Annotated in this window: 26 protein-coding genes and 1 riboswitch; of the genes, 21 read left to right on the plus strand and 5 right to left on the minus strand. The window is 61.3% G+C overall.

Annotated elements, in window-relative coordinates; genetic code table 11:
* Nucleotides 1-13 precede the first annotated feature (13 nt).
* The 9 genes from ctaD to AAC029_RS01250 all read left to right on the plus strand — a co-directional run bounded on the left by ctaD (nt 14) and on the right by AAC029_RS01250 (nt 7183).
* Nucleotides 14-1642: a cytochrome c oxidase subunit I gene (gene ctaD, locus AAC029_RS01210; protein ID WP_339743061.1), complete on the plus strand. Its 1629-nt coding sequence runs from the start codon at nt 14-16 to the stop codon at nt 1640-1642.
* Nucleotides 1643-1647: 5 nt separating this feature from the next.
* Nucleotides 1648-2643 (plus strand): heme o synthase, encoded by a 996-nt coding sequence (locus AAC029_RS01215; RefSeq protein ID WP_339743064.1) that lies wholly within the window; start codon nt 1648-1650, stop codon nt 2641-2643.
* Nucleotides 2640-2861 (plus strand): protoheme IX farnesyltransferase, encoded by a 222-nt coding sequence (locus tag AAC029_RS01220; RefSeq protein ID WP_339743067.1) that lies wholly within the window; start codon nt 2640-2642, stop codon nt 2859-2861. The genes AAC029_RS01215 and AAC029_RS01220 overlap by 4 nt, the downstream gene beginning before the upstream one ends.
* Nucleotides 2858-3421 (plus strand): cytochrome c oxidase assembly protein, encoded by a 564-nt coding sequence (locus AAC029_RS01225; protein WP_339743070.1) that lies wholly within the window; start codon nt 2858-2860, stop codon nt 3419-3421. The genes AAC029_RS01220 and AAC029_RS01225 overlap by 4 nt, the downstream gene beginning before the upstream one ends.
* Nucleotides 3422-3491: 70 nt before the next feature.
* Nucleotides 3492-4331, plus strand: a complete 840-nt coding sequence (locus tag AAC029_RS01230) for a cytochrome c oxidase subunit 3 (RefSeq protein WP_339743073.1) — start codon at nt 3492-3494, stop codon at nt 4329-4331.
* Nucleotides 4332-4408: 77 nt separating this feature from the next.
* Nucleotides 4409-4705, plus strand: coding sequence for a DUF983 domain-containing protein (locus tag AAC029_RS01235; RefSeq protein WP_339743076.1), 297 nt, complete (start codon nt 4409-4411; stop codon nt 4703-4705).
* A gap of 40 nt (nt 4706-4745) precedes the next feature.
* On the plus strand, nt 4746-5435 hold the full coding sequence (locus tag AAC029_RS01240; protein ID WP_339743079.1) for an SURF1 family protein: 690 nt from the start codon (nt 4746-4748) through the stop codon (nt 5433-5435).
* A gap of 78 nt (nt 5436-5513) precedes the next feature.
* Nucleotides 5514-6053 carry a GNAT family protein gene (locus AAC029_RS01245; RefSeq protein ID WP_339743081.1) on the plus strand — a complete coding sequence of 180 codons (540 nt, stop codon included), beginning with the start codon at nt 5514-5516 and terminating at the stop codon, nt 6051-6053.
* On the plus strand, nt 6050-7183 hold the full coding sequence (locus AAC029_RS01250) for an EAL domain-containing protein (RefSeq protein WP_339743084.1): 1134 nt from the start codon (nt 6050-6052) through the stop codon (nt 7181-7183). Before AAC029_RS01245 ends, AAC029_RS01250 begins: the two co-directional genes overlap by 4 nt.
* A 4-nt stretch (nt 7184-7187) precedes the next feature.
* Here the strand turns inward: AAC029_RS01250 and AAC029_RS01255 are convergent, their stop codons facing one another.
* Nucleotides 7188-7775, minus strand: coding sequence for a YqgE/AlgH family protein (locus AAC029_RS01255; protein ID WP_339743086.1), 588 nt, complete (start codon nt 7773-7775; stop codon nt 7188-7190).
* Nucleotides 7776-7874: 99 nt separating this feature from the next.
* Here AAC029_RS01255 and AAC029_RS01260 point away from each other — a divergent pair, with 99 nt between their 5' ends.
* From AAC029_RS01260 to AAC029_RS01275, 4 genes are all read left to right on the plus strand, one after another.
* A complete protein-coding gene (locus tag AAC029_RS01260; RefSeq protein ID WP_339743089.1) occupies nt 7875-8357 on the plus strand; it encodes a peroxiredoxin in 483 nt (160 codons plus the stop codon).
* A 63-nt stretch (nt 8358-8420) separates the two neighbouring features.
* On the plus strand, nt 8421-9353 hold the full coding sequence (locus AAC029_RS01265; RefSeq protein WP_339743091.1) for an SPFH domain-containing protein: 933 nt from the start codon (nt 8421-8423) through the stop codon (nt 9351-9353).
* A gap of 30 nt (nt 9354-9383) precedes the next feature.
* Nucleotides 9384-9848 carry an NfeD family protein gene (locus tag AAC029_RS01270; protein WP_339743094.1) on the plus strand — a complete coding sequence of 155 codons (465 nt, stop codon included), beginning with the start codon at nt 9384-9386 and terminating at the stop codon, nt 9846-9848.
* Nucleotides 9849-9965: 117 nt separating this feature from the next.
* On the plus strand, nt 9966-13310 hold the full coding sequence (locus tag AAC029_RS01275; RefSeq protein ID WP_339743097.1) for an ATP-binding protein: 3345 nt from the start codon (nt 9966-9968) through the stop codon (nt 13308-13310).
* 12 nt (nt 13311-13322) lie between these two features.
* Here the strand turns inward: AAC029_RS01275 and rnhA are convergent, their stop codons facing one another.
* From rnhA to ispH, 4 genes are all read right to left on the minus strand, one after another.
* Nucleotides 13323-13784, minus strand: coding sequence for a ribonuclease HI (gene rnhA, locus AAC029_RS01280; protein WP_339743100.1), 462 nt, complete (start codon nt 13782-13784; stop codon nt 13323-13325).
* Nucleotides 13781-14224: a DUF1801 domain-containing protein gene (locus AAC029_RS01285; RefSeq protein WP_339743103.1), complete on the minus strand. Its 444-nt coding sequence runs from the start codon at nt 14222-14224 to the stop codon at nt 13781-13783. The genes rnhA and AAC029_RS01285 overlap by 4 nt, the downstream gene beginning before the upstream one ends.
* Nucleotides 14225-14337: 113 nt before the next feature.
* Entirely contained in the window at nt 14338-14880 is a 543-nt protein-coding gene (locus AAC029_RS01290) for a hypothetical protein (protein WP_339743105.1), read from the minus strand.
* Nucleotides 14881-14895: 15 nt separating this feature from the next.
* Nucleotides 14896-15843: a 4-hydroxy-3-methylbut-2-enyl diphosphate reductase gene (ispH, locus tag AAC029_RS01295; RefSeq protein ID WP_339743108.1), complete on the minus strand. Its 948-nt coding sequence runs from the start codon at nt 15841-15843 to the stop codon at nt 14896-14898.
* Nucleotides 15844-15965: 122 nt separating this feature from the next.
* Here ispH and AAC029_RS01300 point away from each other — a divergent pair, with 122 nt between their 5' ends.
* The 8 genes from AAC029_RS01300 (at nt 15966) to AAC029_RS01335 (ending at nt 24406) form a co-directional block, all read left to right on the plus strand.
* Nucleotides 15966-16529: a hypothetical protein gene (locus AAC029_RS01300; protein ID WP_339743110.1), complete on the plus strand. Its 564-nt coding sequence runs from the start codon at nt 15966-15968 to the stop codon at nt 16527-16529.
* A gap of 4 nt (nt 16530-16533) precedes the next feature.
* Entirely contained in the window at nt 16534-18297 is a 1764-nt protein-coding gene (gene argS / locus AAC029_RS01305; protein ID WP_339743112.1) for an arginine--tRNA ligase, read from the plus strand.
* A 75-nt stretch (nt 18298-18372) separates the two neighbouring features.
* Nucleotides 18373-18771 (plus strand): hypothetical protein, encoded by a 399-nt coding sequence (locus AAC029_RS01310; protein WP_339743114.1) that lies wholly within the window; start codon nt 18373-18375, stop codon nt 18769-18771.
* 196 nt (nt 18772-18967) lie between these two features.
* Nucleotides 18968-19057, plus strand: a riboswitch (glycine riboswitch).
* 168 nt (nt 19058-19225) lie between these two features.
* A complete protein-coding gene (gcvT, locus tag AAC029_RS01315; RefSeq protein WP_339743117.1) occupies nt 19226-20323 on the plus strand; it encodes a glycine cleavage system aminomethyltransferase GcvT in 1098 nt (365 codons plus the stop codon).
* A 40-nt stretch (nt 20324-20363) separates the two neighbouring features.
* Nucleotides 20364-20729, plus strand: a complete 366-nt coding sequence (gene gcvH / locus AAC029_RS01320; protein ID WP_339743119.1) for a glycine cleavage system protein GcvH — start codon at nt 20364-20366, stop codon at nt 20727-20729.
* A 10-nt stretch (nt 20730-20739) separates the two neighbouring features.
* On the plus strand, nt 20740-22083 hold the full coding sequence (gcvPA, locus tag AAC029_RS01325) for an aminomethyl-transferring glycine dehydrogenase subunit GcvPA (RefSeq protein ID WP_339743122.1): 1344 nt from the start codon (nt 20740-20742) through the stop codon (nt 22081-22083).
* Complete coding sequence (gene gcvPB, locus AAC029_RS01330; protein WP_339743125.1) at nt 22083-23672, plus strand: aminomethyl-transferring glycine dehydrogenase subunit GcvPB; 1590 nt, start codon at nt 22083-22085, stop codon at nt 23670-23672. Before gcvPA ends, gcvPB begins: the two co-directional genes overlap by 1 nt.
* Before the next feature lie 440 nt (nt 23673-24112).
* A complete protein-coding gene (locus AAC029_RS01335) occupies nt 24113-24406 on the plus strand; it encodes a hypothetical protein (protein WP_339743128.1) in 294 nt (97 codons plus the stop codon).
* Nucleotides 24407-24480 lie beyond the last annotated feature (74 nt).

A 24480-nucleotide genomic window follows, 5' to 3' on the forward strand; every position in this document is an offset into this window, starting at 1 on the left:
AATGGGCCGAACCATGTCTGCTGACGCCGCAAATCACGACGCTCACACCCCCAGCATGTATGACTGGAAGCGCTGGGTGTTCTCCACCAATCACAAGGACATCGGCACGATGTACCTGATCTTCGCGATTATCGCGGGGATTGTTGGTGGTGGCATGTCCGGCCTGATCCGCTGGGAACTGGCCGAGCCCGGCCTGCAGGTCTTTAATGGCACGGCATTCGGCGGCTTCTTCGGCGATGCCCAGAGCTATAACGTCATCATGACGATGCACGGCCTGATCATGATCTTCTTCATGGTCATGCCGGCGATGATTGGCGGGTTTGGCAACTGGTTCGTTCCGCTGATGATCGGCGCACCCGACATGGCATTCCCGCGCATGAACAACATCTCCTTCTGGCTCCTGCCCGCCTCCTTCTCGCTGGCCGTGATGTCGATGTTTGTGCCCGGAGCTGGCGGCGCCAATGGATTCGGCGGCGGCTGGGTGATGTATCCGCCGCTCTCGACCATGGGGCATCCGGGGCCTGCGATGGATCTGCTGATCCTGTCGCTGCATATCGCCGGTATCAGCTCAATCCTCGGCGCGATCAATTTTATCACCACGATTTTCAACATGCGCGCTCCGGGCATGACCATGCACAAGATGCCCTTGTTCGTCTGGTCGATGCTGGTGACGGTCTTCCTGCTGCTGCTCTCGCTCCCGGTTCTCGCCGGCGCGCTGACCATGTTGCTGACGGATCGTAATTTTGGCACCGCCTTCTTTGATCCGGCGGGCGGCGGTGATCCCGTGATGTACCAGCACCTGTTCTGGTTCTTCGGTCACCCGGAAGTCTACATCCTGATCCTGCCCGGTTTCGGTATGGTCTCGCACATCGTCTCGACCTTCTCGAAAAAGCCCGTCTTCGGCTATCTCGGCATGGCCTACGCCATGGTCTCGATCGGCGTGATCGGCTTCATCGTTTGGGCCCACCACATGTTCACGGTCGGCATGCCGGTCGATCTGAAGGCCTATTTTGTCGCGGCGACCATGGTCATCGCGGTGCCGACGGGGATCAAGATTTTCTCCTGGATCGCGACGATGTGGGGCGGTTCGATCGAGCTGCGCACTCCCATGCTCTGGGCGATCGGCTTCATCTTCCTGTTTACCGTCGGCGGCGTGACTGGCGTGGTGCTGGCCAATGCCGGGGTCGATGAGTCTCTGCACGACACCTATTACGTGGTTGCTCACTTCCACTACGTGCTGTCGCTCGGCGCGGTGTTCGCGATCTTTGCCGGTTGGTATTACTGGTTCGAAAAGATCTGGGGCGTGAAATACAATTCCATCCTCGCGCGCCTGCAATTCCTGTTCTTCTTCGTCGGTGCCAATGTCATTTTCTTCCCGCAGCACTTCCTGGGTCTTCAGGGCATGCCGCGCCGTTATGTCGATTACGCCGACGGCTTCGCCTTCTGGAACGGGGTTTCGTCCTTCGGTTATCTGATCATGCTGGTCGGAATGGTGCTGTTCTTCGCGGTGCTGATCGAAGCTGCGATCCGTCGCCGCAAGGCCGATGCCAATCCTTGGGGCGAAGGTGCCACGACGTTGGAGTGGACCTTGTCCTCGCCACCGCCTTTCCACCAGTTCAACGAGCTGCCGCGGATCAAATAGGCGCCATGGCGGACACCTCGACCAACCCCGGCGTTCATCGCACTGAGGGCGGGGCCGTTTCGACGGCCTCGCCCCGCGACTTTTTCGATCTGATGAAGCCGCGGGTGATGACGCTTGTCGTCTTCACAGCTTGCGCTGGCCTGGTTGCGGCGCCGGTCGATATGGACCCGGTGCTGGCGATCATTGCGATCCTGAGCCTGGCCGTCGGTGCCGGTGCCGCTGGCGCGCTCAACATGGCCTATGATGCCGATATCGACGCCATCATGCAGCGCACCCGCAAGCGGCCGATCCCGCGCGGCGCCGTCAGCAAGGCCGATGCCTATGGGCTGGGCATCATTGCCTCAATCCTGTCGGTGCTGATGATGGCGATGGCGAGCAATTATCTCGCCGCAGGGCTGCTGGCCTTCTCGATCTTCTTCTACGCCGTGATCTATTCGATGTACCTGAAGCGCTCGACGCCGCAGAATATTGTGATCGGTGGTGCCGCCGGCGCCTTCCCGCCGATGATTGGCTGGGTCGCGGCGACCGGGCACATCTCGCTCGATGCCTTCATCCTGTTCATGATCATCTTCCTGTGGACGCCGCCGCACACCTGGGCGCTGGCGCTGTATAAATGTGGCGATTACGCCGCCGCCGGCATTCCGATGATGCCGGTCGCCAAGGGCCCCAAATCGACCCGTCTGCAGATTCTGCTCTATTCCTTTGTGCTGGTAATTTTCGCTGGCGCGCCGGTGCTGACCGGGCTTGGCGGCGTCGCCTATGCCCTGACTTCGCTGGGCGGTGGGGCGCTGTTCCTGCTGCTGGCCTGGCGCGTCTTCAACTCGCGCGCCGGTGAAGCCGGGTCTGCCGAGGAGGGCGCGCTCTATGCCGTCCGCGTCGGCGACAAGGCTGCGCGCGATCTGTTCGCCTATTCGATCGGCTATCTGACCGTCCTATTTGCCGCATTGATCATCGAGCATGGATTTGGTGGATATATGGCCGTTCCAGGAGTCGGCGGATGACCTCGCAAGACGATAACGAAGCTGAGCATATTCCCTTCGGTGGCCGCGAAGGCCGTGTTGTGCCGGGCGAAAGCGTGGTGCTGACGCCCGAGCAATTGGCGGCGCGCAAGCGACGCAATATCGCGATCGGGCTGAGCCTGTTTGCCTTCTGTGCGTTGGTTTTCGTCGTCTCTGTGGTTCGGATCGGGCATAATTTCGCCCAGGCTGGCAGCCTGTGAACCCGCTGGATAACAAGAATGCGCGCGTTGCCGTGTTTGCCGGCATTGCGTCTGTGGCGATGGTCGGTGCAGCGTTTGCCGCTGTGCCGCTCTATAGCCTGTTCTGTCAGGTGACCGGATATGGTGGCACCACTCAGATTGCGCTGGGCGAGGCGGGGCAAGTGCTCGACCGCGAGGTCACCGTTCTGTTCGACGCCAATACCGGTCGCGGCATTCCCTGGCAGTTTGAGCCCGTACAGCGCTCAATAACGCTGCATGTCGGCGAGAGCGGCTTGGCCTATTATCGCGCGACCAATACTTCCGACCGCCGGATCACCGGCGTCGCGTCCTATAATGTTGCGCCTTACAAGGTCGCGTCGTACTTTTCCAAGATCGAGTGTTTTTGCTTTACTGAACAAACACTTGATCCGGGGCAGACCATGGATATGCCGGTCTTGTTCTTCGTCGACCCGCTGATTGTCGAAGATGCCTATCTGGATGATGTGCATACCATCACCCTGTCCTATACGTTTTTCGAAACCGATGAGGCTGCGTCTTCGCCAAGCGATGCCGCGCCTTAGCATTGAACCTTTGCCCTGCGGCGGTTATCACCACGCAACAGGGCTGATTTGAAGTCGCAGGAGATTCGCGATGGCTGGGCATGCCGTAAAACACGATTACCACTTGGTCGACCCGAGCCCGTGGCCGTTCGTCGGCTCCGTGGGTGCTTTCCTGCTGGCGCTCGGTGCCGTGGGCAATATGAAAGGTCTCGTCGGACCTGATCATCCGCTGGCGATCCTCTATGCCGATGGCGGCTGGGGTGGGCTGATTCTCGGCTTCGGCGTGGTCATCTACACGATGATCGGCTGGTGGGGCGATGTGATCAAGGAATCGAGCCAGGGCGATCACACGCCCGTGGTCGATATCGGTCTGCGTTACGGCATGATCATGTTCATCACCTCGGAGGTGATGTTCTTCGTCGCTTGGTTCTGGGTCTTCTTCGAATACGCGATCTTCCACGAAGTCCGCATCGACCCGGCGTTGGCGTCCTGGCCGCCCGCCGGCGTAGAGACGTTCAACCCGTGGCATATCCCGCTGATGAATACGCTGGTGTTGCTGTTGTCGGGCACGACGGTGACCTGGGCTCACCACGCGCTACAGCATGACGACCGCAAGGGCGCCAAGTTGGGCCTGTTGCTGACCGTCCTCCTCGGGCTCTCCTTCACCGCTCTGCAGGCGATCGAATATTCCGAAGCGGGCTTCTCGATTTCGGAAAACCTCTACGGGTCCGCCTTCTTCATGGCGACGGGCTTCCATGGTGCGCATGTCATCATCGGCACCATCTTCCTCGCCATTTGTCTGTTCCGCCTGATGGCTGGCCAGATGACGCCGACGAAGCATTTCGGCCTTGAAGCGGCAGCCTGGTATTGGCACTTCGTCGATGTGGTCTGGCTGTTCCTGTTCACCTTCATCTATGTGGTCTTCCAGTAGGATTATTTGACGTGGAAAAGCCCTCCCCCTTCGTCGCTGGCCTGACGGGCCGGTGCCCGAAGTGCGGGGAGGGCGCCATGTTCGACGGCCTGCTCGAAATTGCGCCGCGCTGCGATGCGTGTGGTGCAACTTTCGAAGGCGCCGAGGTCGGTGACGGTGCGACCGTGTTTGCGCTGTTCATCGTCGGCTTCCTCGCGATCACCCTGTTTTTGTTGGTCGCGGTCGCCTTTCGCGGCCTGCCCTGGTGGGGGCATATGATCATCCAGGTGCCGTTCATTTTTGGGGCTTCGATCTTGTGCCTGCGGCCCCTCAAGGGACTGTTGTTTGCCCTGCAATTCCAACACGACGCACAACAGGGTCAGCTGGACGAATAGCGTTGCTGGCGCGCTTCGGCGGCCCGTGGAGACCCATCGCATGCCACGCTTCAGACCGCTCCCTGTCTTGACGGCCTTCACGCTGGTCAGTCTGGCCATCCTCGTTTCGCTCGGCATGTGGCAAATGCGGCGGATGGAATGGAAGACGGAACTGATCGCCGCCTATGGCGTGCGCGGCTCGGTGACCTCTTTTGAGCAAGCGCTGTGCGGCGAGTTCGATGGCCCTTTCGGTCCGAGCATCACAGCCCCGGCGCCGCTCGCCGGCGCGCAGCTGCGCTATTATTCCCTGCGTGACCGCCCGGGCTGGGTTCGGGTCGGGCTGATGCCGGCACCGCGCTGCTCGGCTGATGCACCGCAACGCTACCTGTTCGTGGAAACCGGCTTTGAGGATATGGACGGCAATATTGTCTCCCGTCCGCAGAGCTGGCGCATCGATGCGCTGCCGAGGCCAGGACAATTCGCCAGCGGAAACGATCCGGACACTAATCAGTGGTATGTGTTTGATCGGAACATGATGGCGCGCGCGCTTGGAACGGACCCGGATCAGGTGCTTGATCGCTGGGCCCGGGCCGATTTGGGCTTGCCTGCCAGCTTGGCACAAACCCCGCCGGCCCGGCATCTCGGCTATGCGTTGACGTGGTTCGGCCTGGCGGCGGCGCTGATTGGCGTCTATTTGGCGCTGCACATTGCCCGGGGTCGGCTGCGTTGGTCGGCCAAGCAGAAGCAATAGGGACAGGCGGCGAACAATCGCCGCCACGGGAGCAGACCAGTGGCACTTTGGCGTGATGCGGATATTGTGGAGCCCCTGATGGGTCAGGGCATCCGGCTGCGCGCGCCAATGCTTGAGGACTATGAGAGCTGGGCCAAACTGCGCGGTGCCAGCCGTGGTCACACCGAGCCGTGGGAACCATCCTGGACGATTGACGAGCTGAGCCGCAGCGCCTTCAAGCGACGCCTCGAACGCTATCAACTCGACCGTCAATCGGGCATGGGCTATCCGTTTTTCGTGTTCCGAAGCCGCGACAATGTCCTGCTTGGGGCCTGCAATCTCAACAATATCCGGCGCGGCGTGCAACAGAGCGCTGATATCGGCTATTGGGTTGGCACGCCCTATATCCGCCAAGGCCATACGCGTTCGGCCGTGCGGCGGATTCTCGCCTTCGCGTTTGACAGCCTGGATCTGCATCGCGTCGAAGCTGCCTGCCGCCCGGAGAACAAGGCGTCACGCAAATTGCTCGAAAGCGTTGGCTTCCAGTATGAAGGCCGCGCGCGTGGTCTGCTCAACATTGCCGGGGATTGGCGCGACCATGATCGCTACGCCCTGCTGAATACCGATCCGAGACTATGACCTCAGTCGACTTCGAAACCGGTGCCCGCGCGGCCGGGGCGGTGGTTTTCACCATCGCGCTGGATCGCGGTCTGATCCGTTTTACCGGCGCCTTCGAAAGTTTTGGGCTCGACCGGGCGCAATGCGACTGGGGTGAATTTTGCGCCCGTCTTGGCCCCGCTGATCAGGCCAGTCTCGATTTGGCGCTTCGCGGCGACCGGATCGATTTGCGGGTCAGGCTGATCGGCGAGGGTGGCGACGTCGCCTATATCCGCCTGCTCGGCGAACGCAGTGGTGAGCAGCAATTTGTTGGTCTGATGACCCCGGCCGGCTGGAGCGGGGATGGCGCTGTGCGCATCCACGAGGAACACGCGCTGGCCAATGCTGTCGCCGCCGGTGAAGTCTTGGCTTGGTACCAGCCGATCATTGCGCTGGAGACCGGACGGCTCGCCGGGTTCGAAGCGCTTGCGCGTTGGGAGCGGCCTGGTGTCGGCGTGCTGGTGCCGCAGGACTTTCTCGCAATGGCCGATGATCTCGATCTGCTCGGCCGGATCAGTACCGAAGTGCGGGCCTCCGCGATTGCCGACCTGTCGGTATGGCGCGCCGCATGTGCGGGCAGCGGGGACTTGTTTGTCGCCGCCAATGCCACGGTGAGTGAATTATTGTCGCCGGATTTCGCTGATGCTTTGCTCGACACGGTGAGGCGGGCAAAATTGCCGCCGGGCGCGTTCAAGCTTGAAATCGCGGAAACCGAAATCATGCGCGAGCCGGATCTCGCCGCGAGCGCCATGGCCAAGCTGGCTGCCGGCGGCGTGGCCTTGGCGTTGGACGATTTCGGGACCGGCTATTCCTCGCTGGCGCGGCTGGAAATGCTGCCCTTCAATGTCGTCAAGATCGACCGTTATTTCGTTCGTGCCATGGCCGCCAATGAGAGCGCCGGCACGGTGGTGCAATCGGTGATCCAGCTGGCGCGGCATTTCGATATGAAAGTCGTCGCCGAAGGGATAGAGAGCGCCGCGTGTGCTGACGGCCTGCGGGCGATGGGGTGTGATTTCGGGCAGGGTTATCGCTATGCCGGCGCGCTCGCACCCGACCAAGCGCTGCTCGCGGTGCGCGACGGGATTGAAGGCCGTTTCCTGCCGCCAGCCTGAGGCGTCAGGCGGTACCCGATGCGCCCGAAAGATGTTCCGGCGTGACGCCCAGAGTGCCGAGCGCGTTTTCCCATTTGCCGTCGATATCGTCGCTGAAGACCAGAGTCTCGTCGGCATCGGCGACCAGCCAGGCATTGGCCGCAAGCTCGTCCTCCAACTGCCCCGAACCCCAACCGGCATAGCCCAGCGCCAGCATTGAGCGGCGCGGCGGCGTGCTTGACGCCATGGCATCGAGGGCATCCTTGGTTGAGGACAGGCCAATATGATCGGTCACGGCCAAGGTCGAATCGACGGTCTGGAAGTCATTGGTGTGCAGCACGAAGCCGCGTTGGCGTTCCACCGGGCCGCCGAGCAGGACGGGCCGGTCGATGGTCTCATCGGTGGTTTCGACGCCGAGCTGTTCAAATACTTCGGGCAGGCGCAGGCCCTCGACCTGCTTGTTGAGCACAATACCCATCGCGTGCTCGGCGGAATGATCACACATCAGGATCACCGAGCGATCAAATCGCGGATCGCCGATCCCCGGTGAAGCGATCAGCAATTTGCCGCCGAGAAAACCGGGAGGCCGCGAAGGTGAGTCGTTACTGCTCATAATTGGATGATGCGGCTAAATAGGGGGATGCGTCCAGCGGTGTTCCCGCTATCTTGGGCTGCGCAATCGCGACTAGTCTTTTCAGCAGGAGAATCAGCCATGACCATTTCGGTGGGAGATCGCATTCCGGACGCCAGCTTCATGACCATGACAGCAAGCGGACCGAACCGTGTCAGCACGGACGACGTGTTTGGCGGCAAGACCGTGGCGCTGTTTTCAGTGCCTGGCGCCTATACCCCGACCTGTTCGGCCAAGCACCTGCCCGGCTTCGTGCAGCATGCCGCAGAGATCAAAGCCAAGGGCGTCGACACCATTGCCTGCATGTCGGTCAATGATGTGTTCGTCATGAATGCCTGGGGCAAGGACCAGGGCGTCGGCGAAGACGTCATGATGCTCGCTGACGGTAATGGCGATTTTGCCAAGGCGGTCGGCCTCGAAATGGACGGCACCGGCTTTGGCATGGGCACCCGCGCCCAGCGCTTTTCCCTGATCGCCAAGGATGGCGTTGTCACGGAGCTGAATGTCGAGGCACCGGGCGAATTCAAGGTGTCGTCCGCAGACCATATTCTCGGCCAGCTCTAAGCTGGACCGGCGCATGACGGACCGGGCACAGGCCCGGTCCGAAACGACAAAGGGAGGCCTGTTATGGATCTCATTATCACGGGTGTGCTGCTATTGCTGGCCCTGGCGGTCATCGCCTCGGTCATCAAGACTGTGCCACAGGGCAAGGAATTTACCGTCGAGCGCTTCGGGCGCTTCACCCGGACCCTCAAGCCGGGCCTCCATTTCATCATGCCGTTCATCGATAGCATCGGCTACAAGATGAATATGCGTGAACGCGTGCTCGACGTGCCCAATCAGGATGTCATCACCAAGGACAATGCGACCGTCTCGGTTGATGCGGTGATTTTCATCCAGGTGCTCGATGCGCCACGCGCGGCCTATGAGGTCGATAATCTCGATTTCGCCATCCTCAATCTTTGCCTGACCAATGTGCGGACCGTGATCGGTTCGATGGATCTCGATGAGACCCTGTCGAAGCGTGACGAGATCAATGCGCGTCTGCTGTCTGTGCTCGATTCGGCCACCAATCCCTGGGGCGTCAAGGCGACCCGGATCGAGATCCGCGACCTGTCGCCACCACACGACATCACCGAAGCGATGGCCCGGCAAATGAAGGCTGAGCGTCTGAAACGTGCCGAAATTCTCGAAGCCGAGGGTGCCAAGCAATCGGCCATCCTGCGCGCCGAGGGCGAGAAGGAAGCAGCGATCCGTCAGGCCGAAGGCCGGCGCGAAAGTGCCTTTCTCGACGCCGAAGCGCGCGAACGCGAGGCCCAGGCCGAAGCCAAGGCGACCGAAATGGTGTCCAACGCCATCGCCAAGGGCGATGTCTCGGCGATCAATTATTTCCTCGGCCAAAAATATATCGAGGCCTTCGGCAAGCTGGCGACCAGCGATCAGCAGCGCACCGTCATCATTCCGGCCGAATTCTCGAATATTCTCAGCACGATCACCGGTGTTGGTGAACTCGGTAAGGCCGCGCATGAAGCGATTCGGGAGACCACCCGCAAGCCCTGAAATGCGGCAATTTGAAACTGGAGGTCAGTGATGGATGTCATAATTTCCCTGCTTGAACGCCTGAGCCTCTGGGCCTGGTGGGCCTTGGCCGGTCTGTTTCTGATTGGCGAAGTGCTGACCGGGACGACCTTCCTGTTATGGCCGGCAGCCGCCGCTTTCCTCACCGGCATTCTGGCGTTCGGATTTCTGGGCGTCAGTTGGCCGGTGCAATTGAGTGTTTTCGCCATGCTCACCCTGGTCCTCGTCTGGGCGGGTGATCGCTGGGTCAGGCCTGTCCTGAACCGCGGCAAGGAGACCGGCCTTAATGATCGTGCTGCGCGCATGGTCGGCCAGCGGGTCAAAGTGGTCAGCGATTTTGCAACCGGCCGTGGCCGTGTCCATTTCGACGATGGCGAATGGAGCGCCGAAACGAGCGACGGCTCCGACCCGGTCCGCGACAGCCAGGTCATTATCGACGAGGTTCGGGGCGTGACACTGATCGTACACCCGGCATAGTTATGCATCCGGCAGAGCAATGAGGGCGCTGGTTCACGGGGCGTAAACCCAAGCCGTGGCAGAGTTCCGCATTGGTTGTCGTGGGCAGTGTTTGCCCCGCCGAAAAGCGGAGCAGGCATGGAATTGACCGAAGAAGCCAAACGCATCGCGGCGCTGCACGAGCTCAACCTGCTCGATACGGCCCCGGAGGACGGGTTCGACTCGATCACCAAGCTCGCGGTGACGCTGACCGGAGCCTCGATGGCGGCGATTTCGCTGATCGATCATGACCGGCAATGGTTCAAATCAAGGGTCGGGCTGGACGTTGAAGAAACGCCGCGGAATGTCGCCTTCTGTGACCACGCCATCCGCCAGGATGCCATGCTCTATGTGCCCGATGCGCGGCTGGATGACCGGTTCAAGCAAAATCCACTTGTCACCGGCGCACTCAATATCCGTGGCTATGCCGGCATGCCGCTACTGGTGGAGGGCGGGTATCGAATTGGCACGCTGTGCGTGATCCATGATCAACCGTTTGAGCTTGATGGCATGACGTTGCAGCACCTCGCAGTGCTGGCGCGGGTGGTCGAAGAGCAAATCAAGACCCGCACCCAGAGCGCCGAGGCGCATCGTGCCAACCGGCTGCTGACAGCCATCGCTGAAATTCAACGGCAATTCATCACCGACGCTTCTTCGATCGACGAAGCCTTCGACCATTTGCTTGCCGTTACCCTGGAGTTCACCGGCAGCACATGCGGCTTCATCGGCGAAGTCGTTGAGGACGAATCCTCTCGCTATGTCCGAACTCAGGCTTTCAGTGATCTCGCCAGCGGCGCGCAGCCTGATGAACAGCGTCGGGAACCGTTCGAATTCCGGCGTTTCGACACCCTGGTTGGGCACACGCTCAAGACCGGCGAGTTGGTGATCGCCGATGCCCCAGACCAAGATCCGCGTGGTTCTGCCGCTCTGGATCCCATGCCGGCAATGCAGGCCTATCTCGGCGTGCCGCTCAAGGAAAAGGGTGCCGTCATTGCGATGATCGGGATTGCCAACCGGCCCGGTGGTTATGACGAAGCCCTCGTCGCGGAGTGCGCGCCACTCTTCACCACGGTCGCCAATCTGCTTCGGGCCCGGCGAACGGAGATCGCCCGCGACCGCGCGCTCGCTGAGCTGGCGCTGAGCAAGGCACGCTATGACCTCGCCATCGCCGGCAGCGCTGCCGCGATCTGGGAATTCGATTTCGCAGCGGGGACGATGTTTACCTCTGAGCGACTGCGTCAAGTGATCGGCCGTTCGCCGGGCAAGCCGGTTGACGGGCGCACGATCAATCCGCTCGCGATGAATGACTTTTTTGACCGCGTTCATGCGGATGATCGTGTGCGCTTGCAGAGCGCGTTACGGGCCCATCTCAAGCACCGCACGCCCTTCGCTCTCGATCTCGATTTCCAGCACTCTGAGGGACATTATCTGCGCGTGGCTGCGTGTGGGCAGGCTGAATGGAACGAAACCGGGCGAGCGATCCGGATGGCCGGTTCGATTGAAGACATTACCGAGCGCTCGGGCCTGATCGCTGAGCGGGAGAGTACCAGTGCTCGCCTGGGCGCGGTGACCGAGCTTGGCGGGATCGGCAGTTGGGAAGTCGATCTTGATGCCGGCACGATGCTCTGGGACTCGATGACGCGCCGGATTCATGAAGTCGATGATGATTATGTGCCCGACCTCGTGACGGCGGTTGAATTCTATGCGCCCGAGGCCCGCGACACGCTGCAGGCAGCCATCGATCACGGCGTCAGCAATGGTGTGCCCTGGGACCTTGAGCTTCCATTTGTGACCGCAAAGGGAAATTCCGTCTGGGTGCGCGCGGTCGGGCGGGCGATCTCGCTTGATGGCCAGGTCTCAAAACTGGTGGGCTCATTTCAGGACGTCACCGAGCGCCGGGCCAGGGAGGAAGAGTTGAAATCTCTTTCGACCCGGCTGACCGTCGCGCTCGACGCTTCGAAACTCGGCCTTTGGGAATTCGAAATCGAAACAGGTCGACCAATCTGGGACGAACAATTGAAAGTCCTGTTCGGGCGCGCCGGACTGCCCACCCCGACATTTGCTGAATGGACGGCTATGATCCATCCCGACGATCGCGATGCGGTTCTTGCCCGTTCGCGCAGCGTGCTGGACGTTGGCGAGGGCTATTCCCATGCCTACCGTATTGTGCGCCCAGACGGGTCGATCCGGCATGTGCGTTCGCGCGGCCTTGTTCGCAAGCGGCTGGATGGAAGTTTGATGGTGACCGGGGTCTTGGCCGACATCACTGACGATGTCGAACGGACAGAGGAACTGGATCACCAGCGTGCCCGGGCTGAGAGTGCCAATCAGGCCAAATCGCAATTCCTGGCCAATATGAGTCATGAGATTCGCACACCGCTCAATGGCGTGCTCGGGATGTCGCAATTGTTGAAGCTGACACCACTTTCCGAGCAGCAGGAAGGCTATGTCAGGACGCTACAAACCTCGGGCGAAGCTCTGCTCGAATTGGTCGAGGATATCCTCGATATCTCCAGGATCGAATCCGGCGTGGTGCAGCTGGCCAATGATCCGTTCGATTGGCTGCCGGTGGTGGAATCGGTGCTCGACATGGTCGACGCGACGGCTCGCAAAAAAGCGATTGCGTTGCGTTGCGAACAGGCCGCCGAGCTGCCGGTAAGGGTTGTCGGCGACCAGAAGCGTCTGCGTCAGATGTTGATCAACATCATTGGCAATGCCGTAAAGTTCACGAACGAAGGTTCGGTCACCGTTCGGGTCGAGCCGCAACCGCAAAACCGGATCCGCTTTTGCGTCACCGACACGGGGCCGGGTATCGCTGCCGACCAGAGGGAGCGGATTTTTGACCGCTTTGCTCAAGTCGATACCTCGCGGACGCGGGAGCATGGTGGCAGCGGGCTTGGGCTCGCGATTTGCCGCGACCTGGTTCAGCTCGCCGGCGGCGAGATCGGGCTGGAAAGTCAACCCGGTGCCGGTTCCCAATTCTGGTTCGAGCTACCCTTGGCGCCGGCCGAAGCCGCTGAAACCCAACCCGCTGAATTACTCGTACCGGCTGGCCGGCCGGGGGGGTCGGCGCGGATACTGGTCGTCGATGATGTGATGACCAACCGGCTGGTCGCCTCCGCCCTGGTGCAGCATGCCGGGCACGAGGTCAGGCTCGCCGGAAACGGCCTGGAGGCGATTGAAGCGCTCGACAGCGACCGCTTTGATGCCATTTTGATGGATATCCAGATGCCGGTTATGTCCGGTGACGAGGCGATTCAGACGATCCGTCGCAGTGGCAAGCCCTATTCAGGCATTCCGATCTATGCCGTCACGGCCGATGCCACCAAGGGCGCGCGCGAACATTATCTTGAGATCGGCGCCACCGGCTATCTGTCCAAGCCGCTCGATATCAAGGAGATATCCGCAGCGCTCGACGCAGTTCCGCGCGGCGCCGTGCAATAAAATGACGACGGTTTAGCGTTTTGCGCTCCGCGCCTCGGCCAAGCCTTGGCGGGCGAGTTCGTCGGCGCGTTCATTGCCCGGATCGCCGGTGTGGCCCCGCACCCAACGCCAGTCGATCGTCTGGCCATGCGTCAGGGTTTCGAGGCGTTGCCACAGATCGACATTCTTGACCGGCTTGCGGTCGGCGGTCTTCCAGCCACGCTTTTTCCAGCCATGGATCCATTTGGTGATGCCGTCGCGCAGATAGCTGCTATCGGTGATCAGGATGATGTCGTGATGATTGGCCTTCATCGCTTCGAGTGCCTGGATCGCCGCCAACATCTCCATCCGGTTATTGGTGGTGTCGGCCTCACCGCCACAGATTTCCTTGCGATGGCCATTCCATTCCAGAATCGCACCCCAGCCGCCCGGGCCAGGATTGCCGGAACAGGCGCCGTCAGTATGGATCGTCACGGTGCTCACTTTGGAGTTCATTTCGGGTATTTCCGCGCCATGTCGTCGAGGCCCGCCTGGATCAGCTCTTCCAGTACATCCAGGTCCACATCGGCCAGCTTGGTGATGTAGAGGCAGGACTTGCCCTCCTTGAACTTGCCAAGCCGGTCGAGGATCAGGGTGAAATTGGTGTAGCCGGGCATGATGTAGACGACGAGGCCGGACTTGCGCGGCGAAAAGCCGGTGCGCATGGAATCACCTTCGCGGCCGGTCGCGTATTTATAGTGATATTCGCCGAAACCGATCATCGTCTCGCCCCACATGCGCGGTTCCCAGCCGGATATCCGTGTCATCATTGCGAGCAGGGTTTCGGCATCCTGGCGGCGGGTTGGGTGTTCGACGGTTGCGATGAAGTCGGCCGGCGCGACCGCCGTAACCTGGGTCTTGTTCATTGAATTTTCGGTCGTCTTTTCCGTCGTCATATTGGTCTCCTGGAACGTTTGCCGCCGTGATGAGAGCCGGATGGGCGGTCCGGGAATGCGCAAGGGTTGCGAATGATAGCCGATCCGTCGGGTTTGGGATTTCTGGGGCCGCGCTAGAGTATGCGGCCAATCAACGGATCCCCGAACACCGCGAGTGTGACGGCCAGGCTCGAAGCCACAAAACAGACCAGCCAAGTCCCCCAGCCCCCGCCGGCCCGGCGAATGGCGAGAACGGCGAGGATGGCCAGTACCGCACAGACCGCCAAGTGGATCGGATAGATGCCAATGCCGGTCATTACGCCCATTTTGGCTTCGTCATTGGGGTGGATGAAAACCGACATCCCAAAGGACAACATCCGCATATAGAAGGCGAAATAGGCCAGCGAAACGCCAATAACCGGCATTCGCCGCACGATCAGAAAACCCAACACGCCCTCAACAATGGTCACTGCCGGGCCGCCCGCGAGAATCGAAAAGCGCGCCAGCCAGCTCAGTTCAAGGGTGCCATCAACCGGACCGGCGCTATTGAGCTGAAGAAACATGTTCAGACCGAAGGCGCGCCCGGCGAAATAGTGCCCGGCTTCATGCAAGAGGAAGCTGGCCACGCCGAGTGGCACGAGAATGAGACCCAAGCGGGTGAGTTGTGAACGGGTCATGCCGGGGCCTTTCTGTCAGCCCACAATCTTGGGAAGCTTGAACACAACATCTTCATCCGTGACCCGAATATTGTCGACAGTGACATCGAACCGGGCTCTGAACGCGGCAATCAAGTCCTCGACCAGATCCTCGGGTGCCGAAGCGCCGGCCGTGATGCCGACCGTCTCGATGTCGCGGATCGCAGCCCAGTCGACGTCTTCGGCGCTGGAGATCAATTGCGAGCGCGGCGCGCCGGCGCGTTTGGCGACTTCGACCAAGCGCACTGAGTTGGACGAATTGGGGGCGCCGATTACGAACACGATGTCGGAGCGTGGCGCCAGCGCCTTGACCGCCGCCTGCCGGTTGGTGGTTGCGTAGCAGATGTCTTCCTTGTGCGGCGCTTCGATTTGCGGGAAGCGCGCCTGCAGTGCCGCGACGATCGCCGAGGTGTCATCGACGGAGAGTGTCGTCTGGGTCACGAAGGCGAGGCGCGAGGCATTGAGCGGCGTGAAGTCAGCGACGTCCTCGATCGTCTCAATCAGCGTGATCGCGCCATCGGGCAATTGCCCCATCGTGCCGACGACTTCGGGATGGCCGGCATGGCCGATCAACACGATTTCGCGATCCGTGGCGTGGTGGCGCTGGGCCTCGACATGGACTTTTGACACCAGTGGGCAGGTAGCATCGACATAGATCAGATTGCGCCGCTTTGCCTCTTCCGGCACCTGTTTGGGCACGCCATGAGCGGAGAACACCACCGGCCGGTCGTCGGGGCATTGGTCGAGTTCCTCGACGAAAACAGCCCCAAGCGCTTCGAGACGCTCAACGACATGGCGGTTATGGACGATTTCGTGGCGGACATAGACCGGAGCGCCGAAACGCTCCAGCGCACGCTCAACGATCTGGATCGCGCGATCGACGCCGGCGCAGAATCCGCGCGGTGCAGCCAGCAGGACAGTAAGGGGGGGGCGCTCGCCACTCATCGGTGTCAGTTCTCCATCAGCGATACCGTTGCGCACGCCTCGCGCGCATCGTATGACCGTCCTAACAAAGTGGCTTGGCGCTATCCAGAGGCCGGGCGGGTATTCAAGTCAGGTAGTGCACAATGCGTTCTTTTGCCATCCTTGCCGCAGCAGCCTTCATGCTTTCGGGTTGCCAGACCGTCGTTCAGGCTTTCAGTGACCCGGTCGCCAATGCCGGTCCATGTCCCTCGGCACTTTCGCTCTATGATGCCCACCGCATCGTTGAACTCCAGGGCGGCGAAGTCCGTTACGAGAATATCGGCTTTACCGGCGAAATTTTGGGTGTCCGTTCGCTGTGCACCTATTCCGGCGAGAACCCGATCATCGCCAATCTCGAGCTCGACATGGCCTTCGGTCGCGGGCCCGCAGCGCAGGGCGAGAGCCATACCTATCAATATTTCGTCGCCGTGACCCGTCGCGACATCGCTGTCATCGAGAAACAGGTTTTCCCGGTCACTGTCCGCTTCCGTGCCGGTCAGGATCGCGTCTACATGACCGAAACGATCGATGCGATTTCGATCCCGCGTCTCAATGCTGATACGTCGGGGGTCAATTTCGAGATCCTCACCGGTTTCGAACTGACCGACGAACAACTCGCCTTTAATCGCACCGGCCAACGCTTCCGCGTGGGTGCTGGCCAGGACTGATTTCATGCCGTCAATTGCCGATCAGCTCAGCGCCCGGCTGGGCGACGCGTTCGCGGCCCTGCAGCTGCCGCGGGAGATGGGCCGTGTCACGCCCTCGACCAAATCCGGCACGGCGCCCTTCCAGTGCAATGGTGCCATGCCAGCGGCGAAGCTGGCAAAATCGAATCCACGTGAGCTGGCGCAGAAGCTTGTCGACGCTATCGCCGGTGATCCGCTGATCGCTGCGGCCGAGATCGCCGGACCGGGTTTCATCAATCTGACACCGGCCCAGAGCGCCTATGATGCGCGCGCCGCAGAGGTTGCTGCCGATACGCGCGCCGGAGTCCCGGTGACGGCAACGCCGCGCAAGGTGATGATCGATTTCGGCGGCCCCAATGTCGCCAAGCCGATGCATGTTGGCCATCTGCGCTCCTCCGTGCTGGGCGACAGCCTGCAGCGGTTATTACGCTTTCGCGGCGATACGGTGGTCTCCGATATCCATCTCGGCGATTGGGGCCTACAAATGGGCCACCTCATCACCGAGTTGCGCGAAGAACAGCCTGAGCTGCCGTATTTCGACGCGGGCTTCGAAGGCCCATATCCCGACGAACCGCCGGTCGATATCGACGATTTGGCGCGCCTCTACCCGCTGGCCTCCCAGAAGGCGAAGGCCGACGCTGATCGCCTCGAACTGTCGCGCAAAGCGACGGCTGAACTGCAAGCCGGCCGGCCTGGCTATCGGGCCCTGCTGGCGCATTTCATTTCGGTCTCAATCGCGGCGCTGAAGCAGGATTTCGATGCGCTCGGCGTGCATTTCGACCTGTGGAAGGGTGAGAGCGATGTCGATCCGCTGATCCCGGCCATGGTCGAGGATTTCAAGCAGCGCGGCATCGCCGAGCAAAGCGATGGCGCTTGGGTGATCCATATCGCCCGCGAAGACGACAAGAAGGAATTGCCGCCACTCATCCTCGTTACTTCGGGCGGTGCCTCGCTCTACGGCACGACCGATCTGGCGACGATTCTCGACCGCAAAGCCTCGTTCGGCCCCGATCTGACGCTCTATGTCGTCGATAGCGCCCAGGGCAATCACTTCCAGCAAGTCTTCCGCGCCGCCGAAAAGGCCGGACTGGTCAAGGACGGTGCGCTTGAGCATGTCAATTTCGGCTCGGTGAATGGCACCGACGGCAAGCGTCTGCGCACCCGCGATGGCGGCACATTTCGGCTCGCCGATCTGATCTCTTCGGCCATCGAGCGCGCCGGTCAACGGCTTCAGGAGGCCGGTCTCGCCGCTGATGTCAGCCCCGAGGAACATGACCGCGTCGCCCGCATGGTGGGACTGGCGGCGATCAAATTCGCCGATCTGCAGAATTATCGCACGACCAATTACGTGTTCGACCTTGATCGTTTCACCAGCTTCGAGGGCAAGACCGGCCCTTATCTGCTCTATGCTGCGGTGCGCGTGAAATCGCTGATGCGCAAGGCCGCCGAGGCCGGTGTTCGACCGGGCGCGATCTCGGTCGGGGCCGATGAAGAGCGCGATCTGGTGTTGGCGCTGGATGCGTTTGGTGCCGCCGTCGACCAAGCGATCGATAATCGCGCGCCCAACGCGCTGTGCGATCACGCTTTCTCGCTGGCCCAGGCCTTCTCGAAATTCTATTCGGCCTGTCCGATTCTCGGTGCTCCGGATGAGGCCACCAAGGCTTCACGTCTGGCACTGGCTGAAGCGACGCTGAAGCAACTCGAGCTCAGCCTTGGCTTGCTCGGCCTGGAAGCGCCCGAGCGAATGTAGCGGCTCCCCCGAACGGGGGAGGGAGCGAAAGCCGTAAAGCTTTAGTCTGCCTCCGGTGCTTCGGAGAAGATCGACATGCCCGCTGTTGCCCTTATTGCCACCGCCGTGTTGTTGCAGTCGACCACTACCCCTGCTTTCAGCGAAGATCCGCAGCAATACTCCGTCTGGCTGCAACAGGCCTGCCGTATCCAGCAAGTCGGTCATAGTGGCGGCGAGCCCGTTGACCACACCGAGTTTTGCACGTGTTTCGACAGCCATGTGCGCGACACGACTTCAGACAAGATTTACCGCGTCTTCGCGCTGGGCTCGCAAGGCGCCGCGCGGGAACAGGGCCTGATCGAAGACTGGCAGGCGGCACGCGATACGGCGGCGGCCGAGGCGGGCGCGATGACGCCAGAGGTCCAGACGAGCTTCACGACCATCCTGCAAAACGCGCTCATGGCCTGCCTGCCGCTCTCCAATCAGGGCGACTAACCAGCGCGAACCGGCGGGCCTGTCTGTTGGCCGCAATCGCCTGATCATGAGTCAGCGCTGTCGCGGCTTCGAATTACCGGGCATTTTACCCACAGGGCGCGATGATTATCGACGGTCGTGGATTGACTCTGCGGCGGCAGATACTAAGAGTGCGCCGCGACTGCCAGACCCGTCGCGAGACGCGTCTGGCGGGTGATATCTCCTCGCGGGAGAGACCGGCGAATATGCCGGCGCCGAAGGCGCAACCGCCCCGGAAACGCTCAGGCAGACGGACCGCGAGAGAGACGAACGCTGGAAAGTGAGTGGAGCCGCCAGGCTTCAACTCCACCGACGGAGCAAGCGTGTCTCGCAAGAGCGGGTTCGCGCGGAATCTCTCAGGTCACGGGACAGCGGGGGCGACGACTTGCCGGCGGAACACCGCTGGCAGGATCAGCGCTCTTGTCAGGAACCGTCAATGACCGAAATTCTCCATAAAACCCCGCTTCACGCTTTGCATGTCGAACTCGGCGGCAAGATGGTCCCCTTCGCGGGCTATGACATGCCGGTTCAGTATCCGCTCGGGATCATGGGTGAGCACAAGCAGACGCGCGAGAAGGCCGGTCTGTTCGACGTCTCGCATATGGGTCAGGCGCGCTATACCGGCGATGAAGCTGCGCTTGAGGCGCTGCTCACCTGTGATCTGGCGCTGCTGGGTGCCGGCGAACAGAAATACACCCTCCTGCTCAATGAGCAGGGCGGCATCCGCGACGATCTGATGGTCTCGCGCCCCGATGGTGATGGGGTGTTCCTGATCGTCAATGCGGCGATGAAGGATCAGGATTTTGCCCATCTCGCCGCCGGTACGGCTGGCAAGGGCAAGCTGGTTCGACTTGAGGACCGGGCATTGCTAGCGCTGCAGGGCCCGGCCGCGAAAGATGTGATGGCCAGGCTCTGCCCTGAGGCCTGCAAGATGATCTTCATGCAGTGTGGCGCCTTCAGCTTGGGCGGCGTCGACGTGCTGATGTCGCGCTCGGGCTATACCGGCGAAGACGGGTTCGAAATTTCCATTCCCGAGGCCGATGCGGTCCATATCGCAAAGCTGCTGTTGGCCCAGGATGAAGTCGAGGCAATCGGTCTTGGCGCGCGCGATTCGCTGCGCCTGGAAGCCGGTCTCTGCCTGTATGGCCATGACATGGACACCACCCGCACGCCGGTCGAAGCCTCGCTGATCTGGGCCTTGGCCAAGACCCGCCGCGAGCGCGGCGATTTTCCGGGCGCGGGCGTGATCCAGCAACAGATCGATGCCAAGACATCCCAGAAACGTATCGGCCTGACGCTGACAGGCGCACCGGCCCGTGAGGGTGCCGAGATAGCGACCAAGGCCGGCAAGATCATCGGCATCGTGACCTCGGGCGGTTTCGGCCCGACGATCAATGGTCCGGTCGCGATGGGCTATGTCGATCGCGATTTAATGGCCGAGGGCACCGAGCTCGACCTGATCGTGCGCGGCAAGCCGCGCCCGGCGACCGTGACCAAGCTTCCTTTCGTGCCGAATAATTTCTTCCGGGGCTAATTCCAACCATTCCAGAACCAGCTGGAACAGGAGACAGATCATGACCACGCGTTACACCGAAGACCATGAATGGATCACCGTCGATGGCGACACCGCCACAGTCGGCATCACCGTGCACGCCGCTGAACAGCTGGGCGATGTCGTGTTTGTCGAATTGCCTGATGTCGGCAAGACGTTGGCCAAGGGCGATGAATTCGCTGTCGTTGAATCGGTCAAGGCCGCCTCGGAAGTCTATGCCCCGGTCGCAGGCGAAATCGTTGCGGTCAATTCCGCGCTCGACGATGCCCCGGCCACGGTCAATGAAGACGCTGCCGGCGCTGGCTGGTTCGTCAAGATCAAGCTGTCCGACGCTACCCAGCTCGACGGGCTGATGGACGAAGCCGCCTATAACGCCCACATCGCTTAAGGCTCATTACATGCGCTACCTTCCCCACTTGGACTCTGATCGCAAGGCCATGCTCGAAGCGATTGGCGTCGCCTCGATGGACGAGCTCTTCACCGACGTGCCCGCCGCGGCGCATCTGAAAGACCCGGTCGATTTGCCGCTGCAACAGGGCGAGCTCGCCGTTGAGCGCGCCATGTCGGCCATGGCCTCGAAAAACATGTCGGCCGGCTCGGTGCCGTTTTTTGTCGGGGCAGGGGCCTATCGCCACCACATCCCGTCGACGGTGGATCATCTGATCCAGCGCTCCGAATTCCTCACCGCCTACACGCCTTACCAGCCGGAAATCAGCCAGGGTACATTGCAGACCCTGTTCGAATTCCAGACCCAGGTCGCGCTCCTGACCGGCATGGATGTCGCCAATGCCTCAATGTATGACGGCTCCACCGCCTGCGCCGAAGCGGTGATGATGGCCGCGCGGGTGACCAAGCGCGACAAGGCCGTCATGGCCGGCACCGTGCATCCGCATTATGTTGAGGCGAGCAAAACGCTGGCCAAGCATTCCGATGTCGAGATCGCCGTCACCAAGCCAGGCCTGGGCGGTCTGGACGAATTGATCGCCGCCATCGACGAGACCACGGCCTGTGTCGTGGTGCAGACGCCGGATATTTTCGGTCAGCTGCACGATCTGCGCGCCATCTCTGAAGCTGCCCATGCCAAGGGCGCGCTCTTGATCGCCGTCTTCACTGAAACCGTCTCGCTTGGCCTCGTTGAAGCGCCCGGCGATATGGGTGCCGATATTGCGGTCGGTGAGGGCCAGTCGATTGGCGTCGGGCTCAATTTCGGCGGACCCTATGTTGGTCTGTTCGCCTGCAAGAATGAGCGCAATTTCATCCGGCAAATGCCCGGGCGTCTGGCTGGCGAAACCGTCGATGCCGACGGCCGCCGTGGCTATGTGCTGACCCTCTCGACGCGTGAGCAACATATCCGCCGCGAGAAGGCGACCTCGAATATCTGCACCAATGCCGGCCTGTGCTCGCTCGCCTTCACCATCCACATGACGCTGCTCGGCGAAGCCGGCTTGCGCACGCTGGCGCGTCTCAATCACGAGACCGCCTGCGAGCTGGCCGACCGGCTCGTCTCGATTGATGGCGTTGAAGTGCTCAATACGAGCTTCTTCAACGAATTCACCCTGCGCCTGCCCAAGCCGGCGGCCGAGGTGGTTGAAGAACTGGCCCGCATGGGCGTGCTCGGTGGCGTGCCCGCCAGCCGCCTCTATCCCGGCCAGTTCGAGGATCTCCTCCTCGTGACGGCGACGGAAACCAATACCGAGAGCGATATGATCGTGTTCGAAAAAGCCTTGCGGGGTGTCCTCTGATGGCAATGAATACTCAAGGGCGTCCGACCCGCATGGCCGAAAACATCGCCACCGGCGGTTATGCCGACACCGTTTCCGGCTCACGCGGGCTGGAACAGGCCGAACCATTGATTTTCGAGCGCGGCGGCGTTGAAAATACCGGCGTCGACTTTCCGGCACCCAAAGGCCTCAAGACCCGCCTTGGCGGGCTCGAGCGCACGGCGCCGATCGGTCTGCCCGGGCTGTCAGAGCCGGAAACCATGCGCCATTATGTGCGTCTGAGCCGGAAGAATTACGCCATCGATCTGGGCCTTTACCCGCTTGGCTCGTGCACGATGAAGCATAATCCGCGCCTCAATGAGAAAGTCGCGCGGATGCCCGGCTTTGCCGATGTGCATCCGCTGCAACCGGCTTCCACCGTTCAGGGCGCCTATGAAGTGATGGACGTGCTGGCCCATTGGCTGCTGACCCTGACCGGCATGCCCGCTGTCGCCCTGTCGCCGAAAGCCGGCGCCCATGGCGAGTTCTGCGGCATGATGGCGATCCGTGCCCGTCTCGACGCTGATGGCCAGACACATCGCCGCCGCGTTCTGGTGCCCGAATCGGCCCACGGCACCAATCCGGCGACCGCCGTGCAGTGCGGCTTCACCGTTGACGAGATCCCGGCCAATGCCGGCGGACGCGTCGATATGGCAGCGCTCAAAGCCAAGCTCGGCGATGATGTCGCCGCCATCATGCTGACCAATCCCAATACCTGCGGTCTGTTCGAACGCGATATCCGTGAGATCGCCGATCTGATCCATGGCTGCGGCGGCTATTTCTATTGCGACGGCGCCAATTTCAACGCCATTGTCGGGCGCGTCCGCCCAGGCGATCTCGGCGTCGATGCGATGCATATCAACCTGCACAAGACCTTCTCGACGCCCCATGGCGGCGGTGGGCCGGGTGCCGGACCGACGGTGTTGTCCGAGGCGCTGGCCCCATTTGCGCCGCTGCCGCTGTTGATGATCGACCGCGATAATCCCAAGGGCATGGCGATCATGCACATGGCCGAGCATGAGAGCGAGCTGGCAGGCAAGGATCTGCATCCGTTTGGCCGCATGGCGGCTTTCCATGGCCAGATGGGCATGTTCACCCGTGCGCTCACCTATATGATGAGCCATGGGTCAGACGGGCTGAAACAGGTCGCCGACGATGCCGTCCTCAACGCCAATTACATCCTGGCACGCCTGAAGACTGTGATGACGCCGGCCTTCGAGGGCTATTGCATGCATGAAGCCCTGTTCGATGACCGCTTCCTGAAAGGCACCGGCGTGACGACGCTCGATTTCGCCAAGGCGATGATCGATGAGGGCTATCATCCGATGACGATGTATTTCCCGCTTGTCGTCCACGGCGCCATGCTGATCGAGCCGACCGAAACCGAATCCAAGGGCGGGCTCGACCGCTTCATCGATGTGATGGAAGCCTTGGCTGTTGCGGCCAAGGCCGGCGAGACGGCCCGCTTCCTGGCGGCACCGGTCCACGCCCCGATGCGCCGCCTCGACGAAACCCGCGCCGCACGTCAGCCCGTGCTGCGCTGGACGCCTGCTACCGACGCGGCGGAATAAGACATATCGACTCCACCCCTCGGCCCAGGTTGAGGGGTGGCGCGATCGGGCCTGCCTGATTGTTCCCCCGACGGGCCCGTCCGCCCACGGGCACTCGACATCTGTGACAAATCTTTCATGTAAATCGCGGCATCGCCACCTTGTGTTTGCGCCTGTTGCGGCTCATTTGGAGGGAGGAGGTTCGCTTCCGATTGGGCAATCGCCAGTTCGGAGCGAAAATCTGGACGCCGGCAAGATCGCGGGCGCTGCCTGACGGAGCGCCGGAATCCGGTGCGGATTTACAACAGGTCTCATACGAGTCGCAGACACTGCCTGAATTTCGGCTCTTTTGCCGCGCATTGGGGTCAAGTTTACGAATTACGTGTTACCTATTCAGTCACGCTCACCGGCCTCGATGCTGGCTGCGTTCCAGGCAGAACGGGTTAGAGGATGGTCACCGCATGAACGAGGCTCTGAACGGATTGGCACGGTCGAACGCATTCGGTGCGGCGCTCGTGTTTGTAATCCGCACGGTCGTCATCTCGGTCGGCGTGATCTTGATGATCCTCGCTGTCCCTGTCGCTTTCTTGACCCCACTTATCCCGATTGGCTTGCCGATGGGTCTGTTTGGCCTGGTGCTGGTCGCTGCGGCCTCCAAGACCGCACACACCTTCATCACCGACGGACTGCGTCGCTTCCCATGGGTTTGGAAACGTGTCCGCTTCGCCTTCGGTGAAAGTGAAGCGGCCGAATAAGCCGCTCCAGGCGCTGACAATCCGGCAAACAAAAAGGCCCGCAGCGATCGCTGCGGGCCTTTTGTTATCTGGAA

It is taken from the genome of uncultured Maricaulis sp. (assembly GCF_963975345.1).
Classification (GTDB): Bacteria; Pseudomonadota; Alphaproteobacteria; order Caulobacterales; family Maricaulaceae; genus Maricaulis.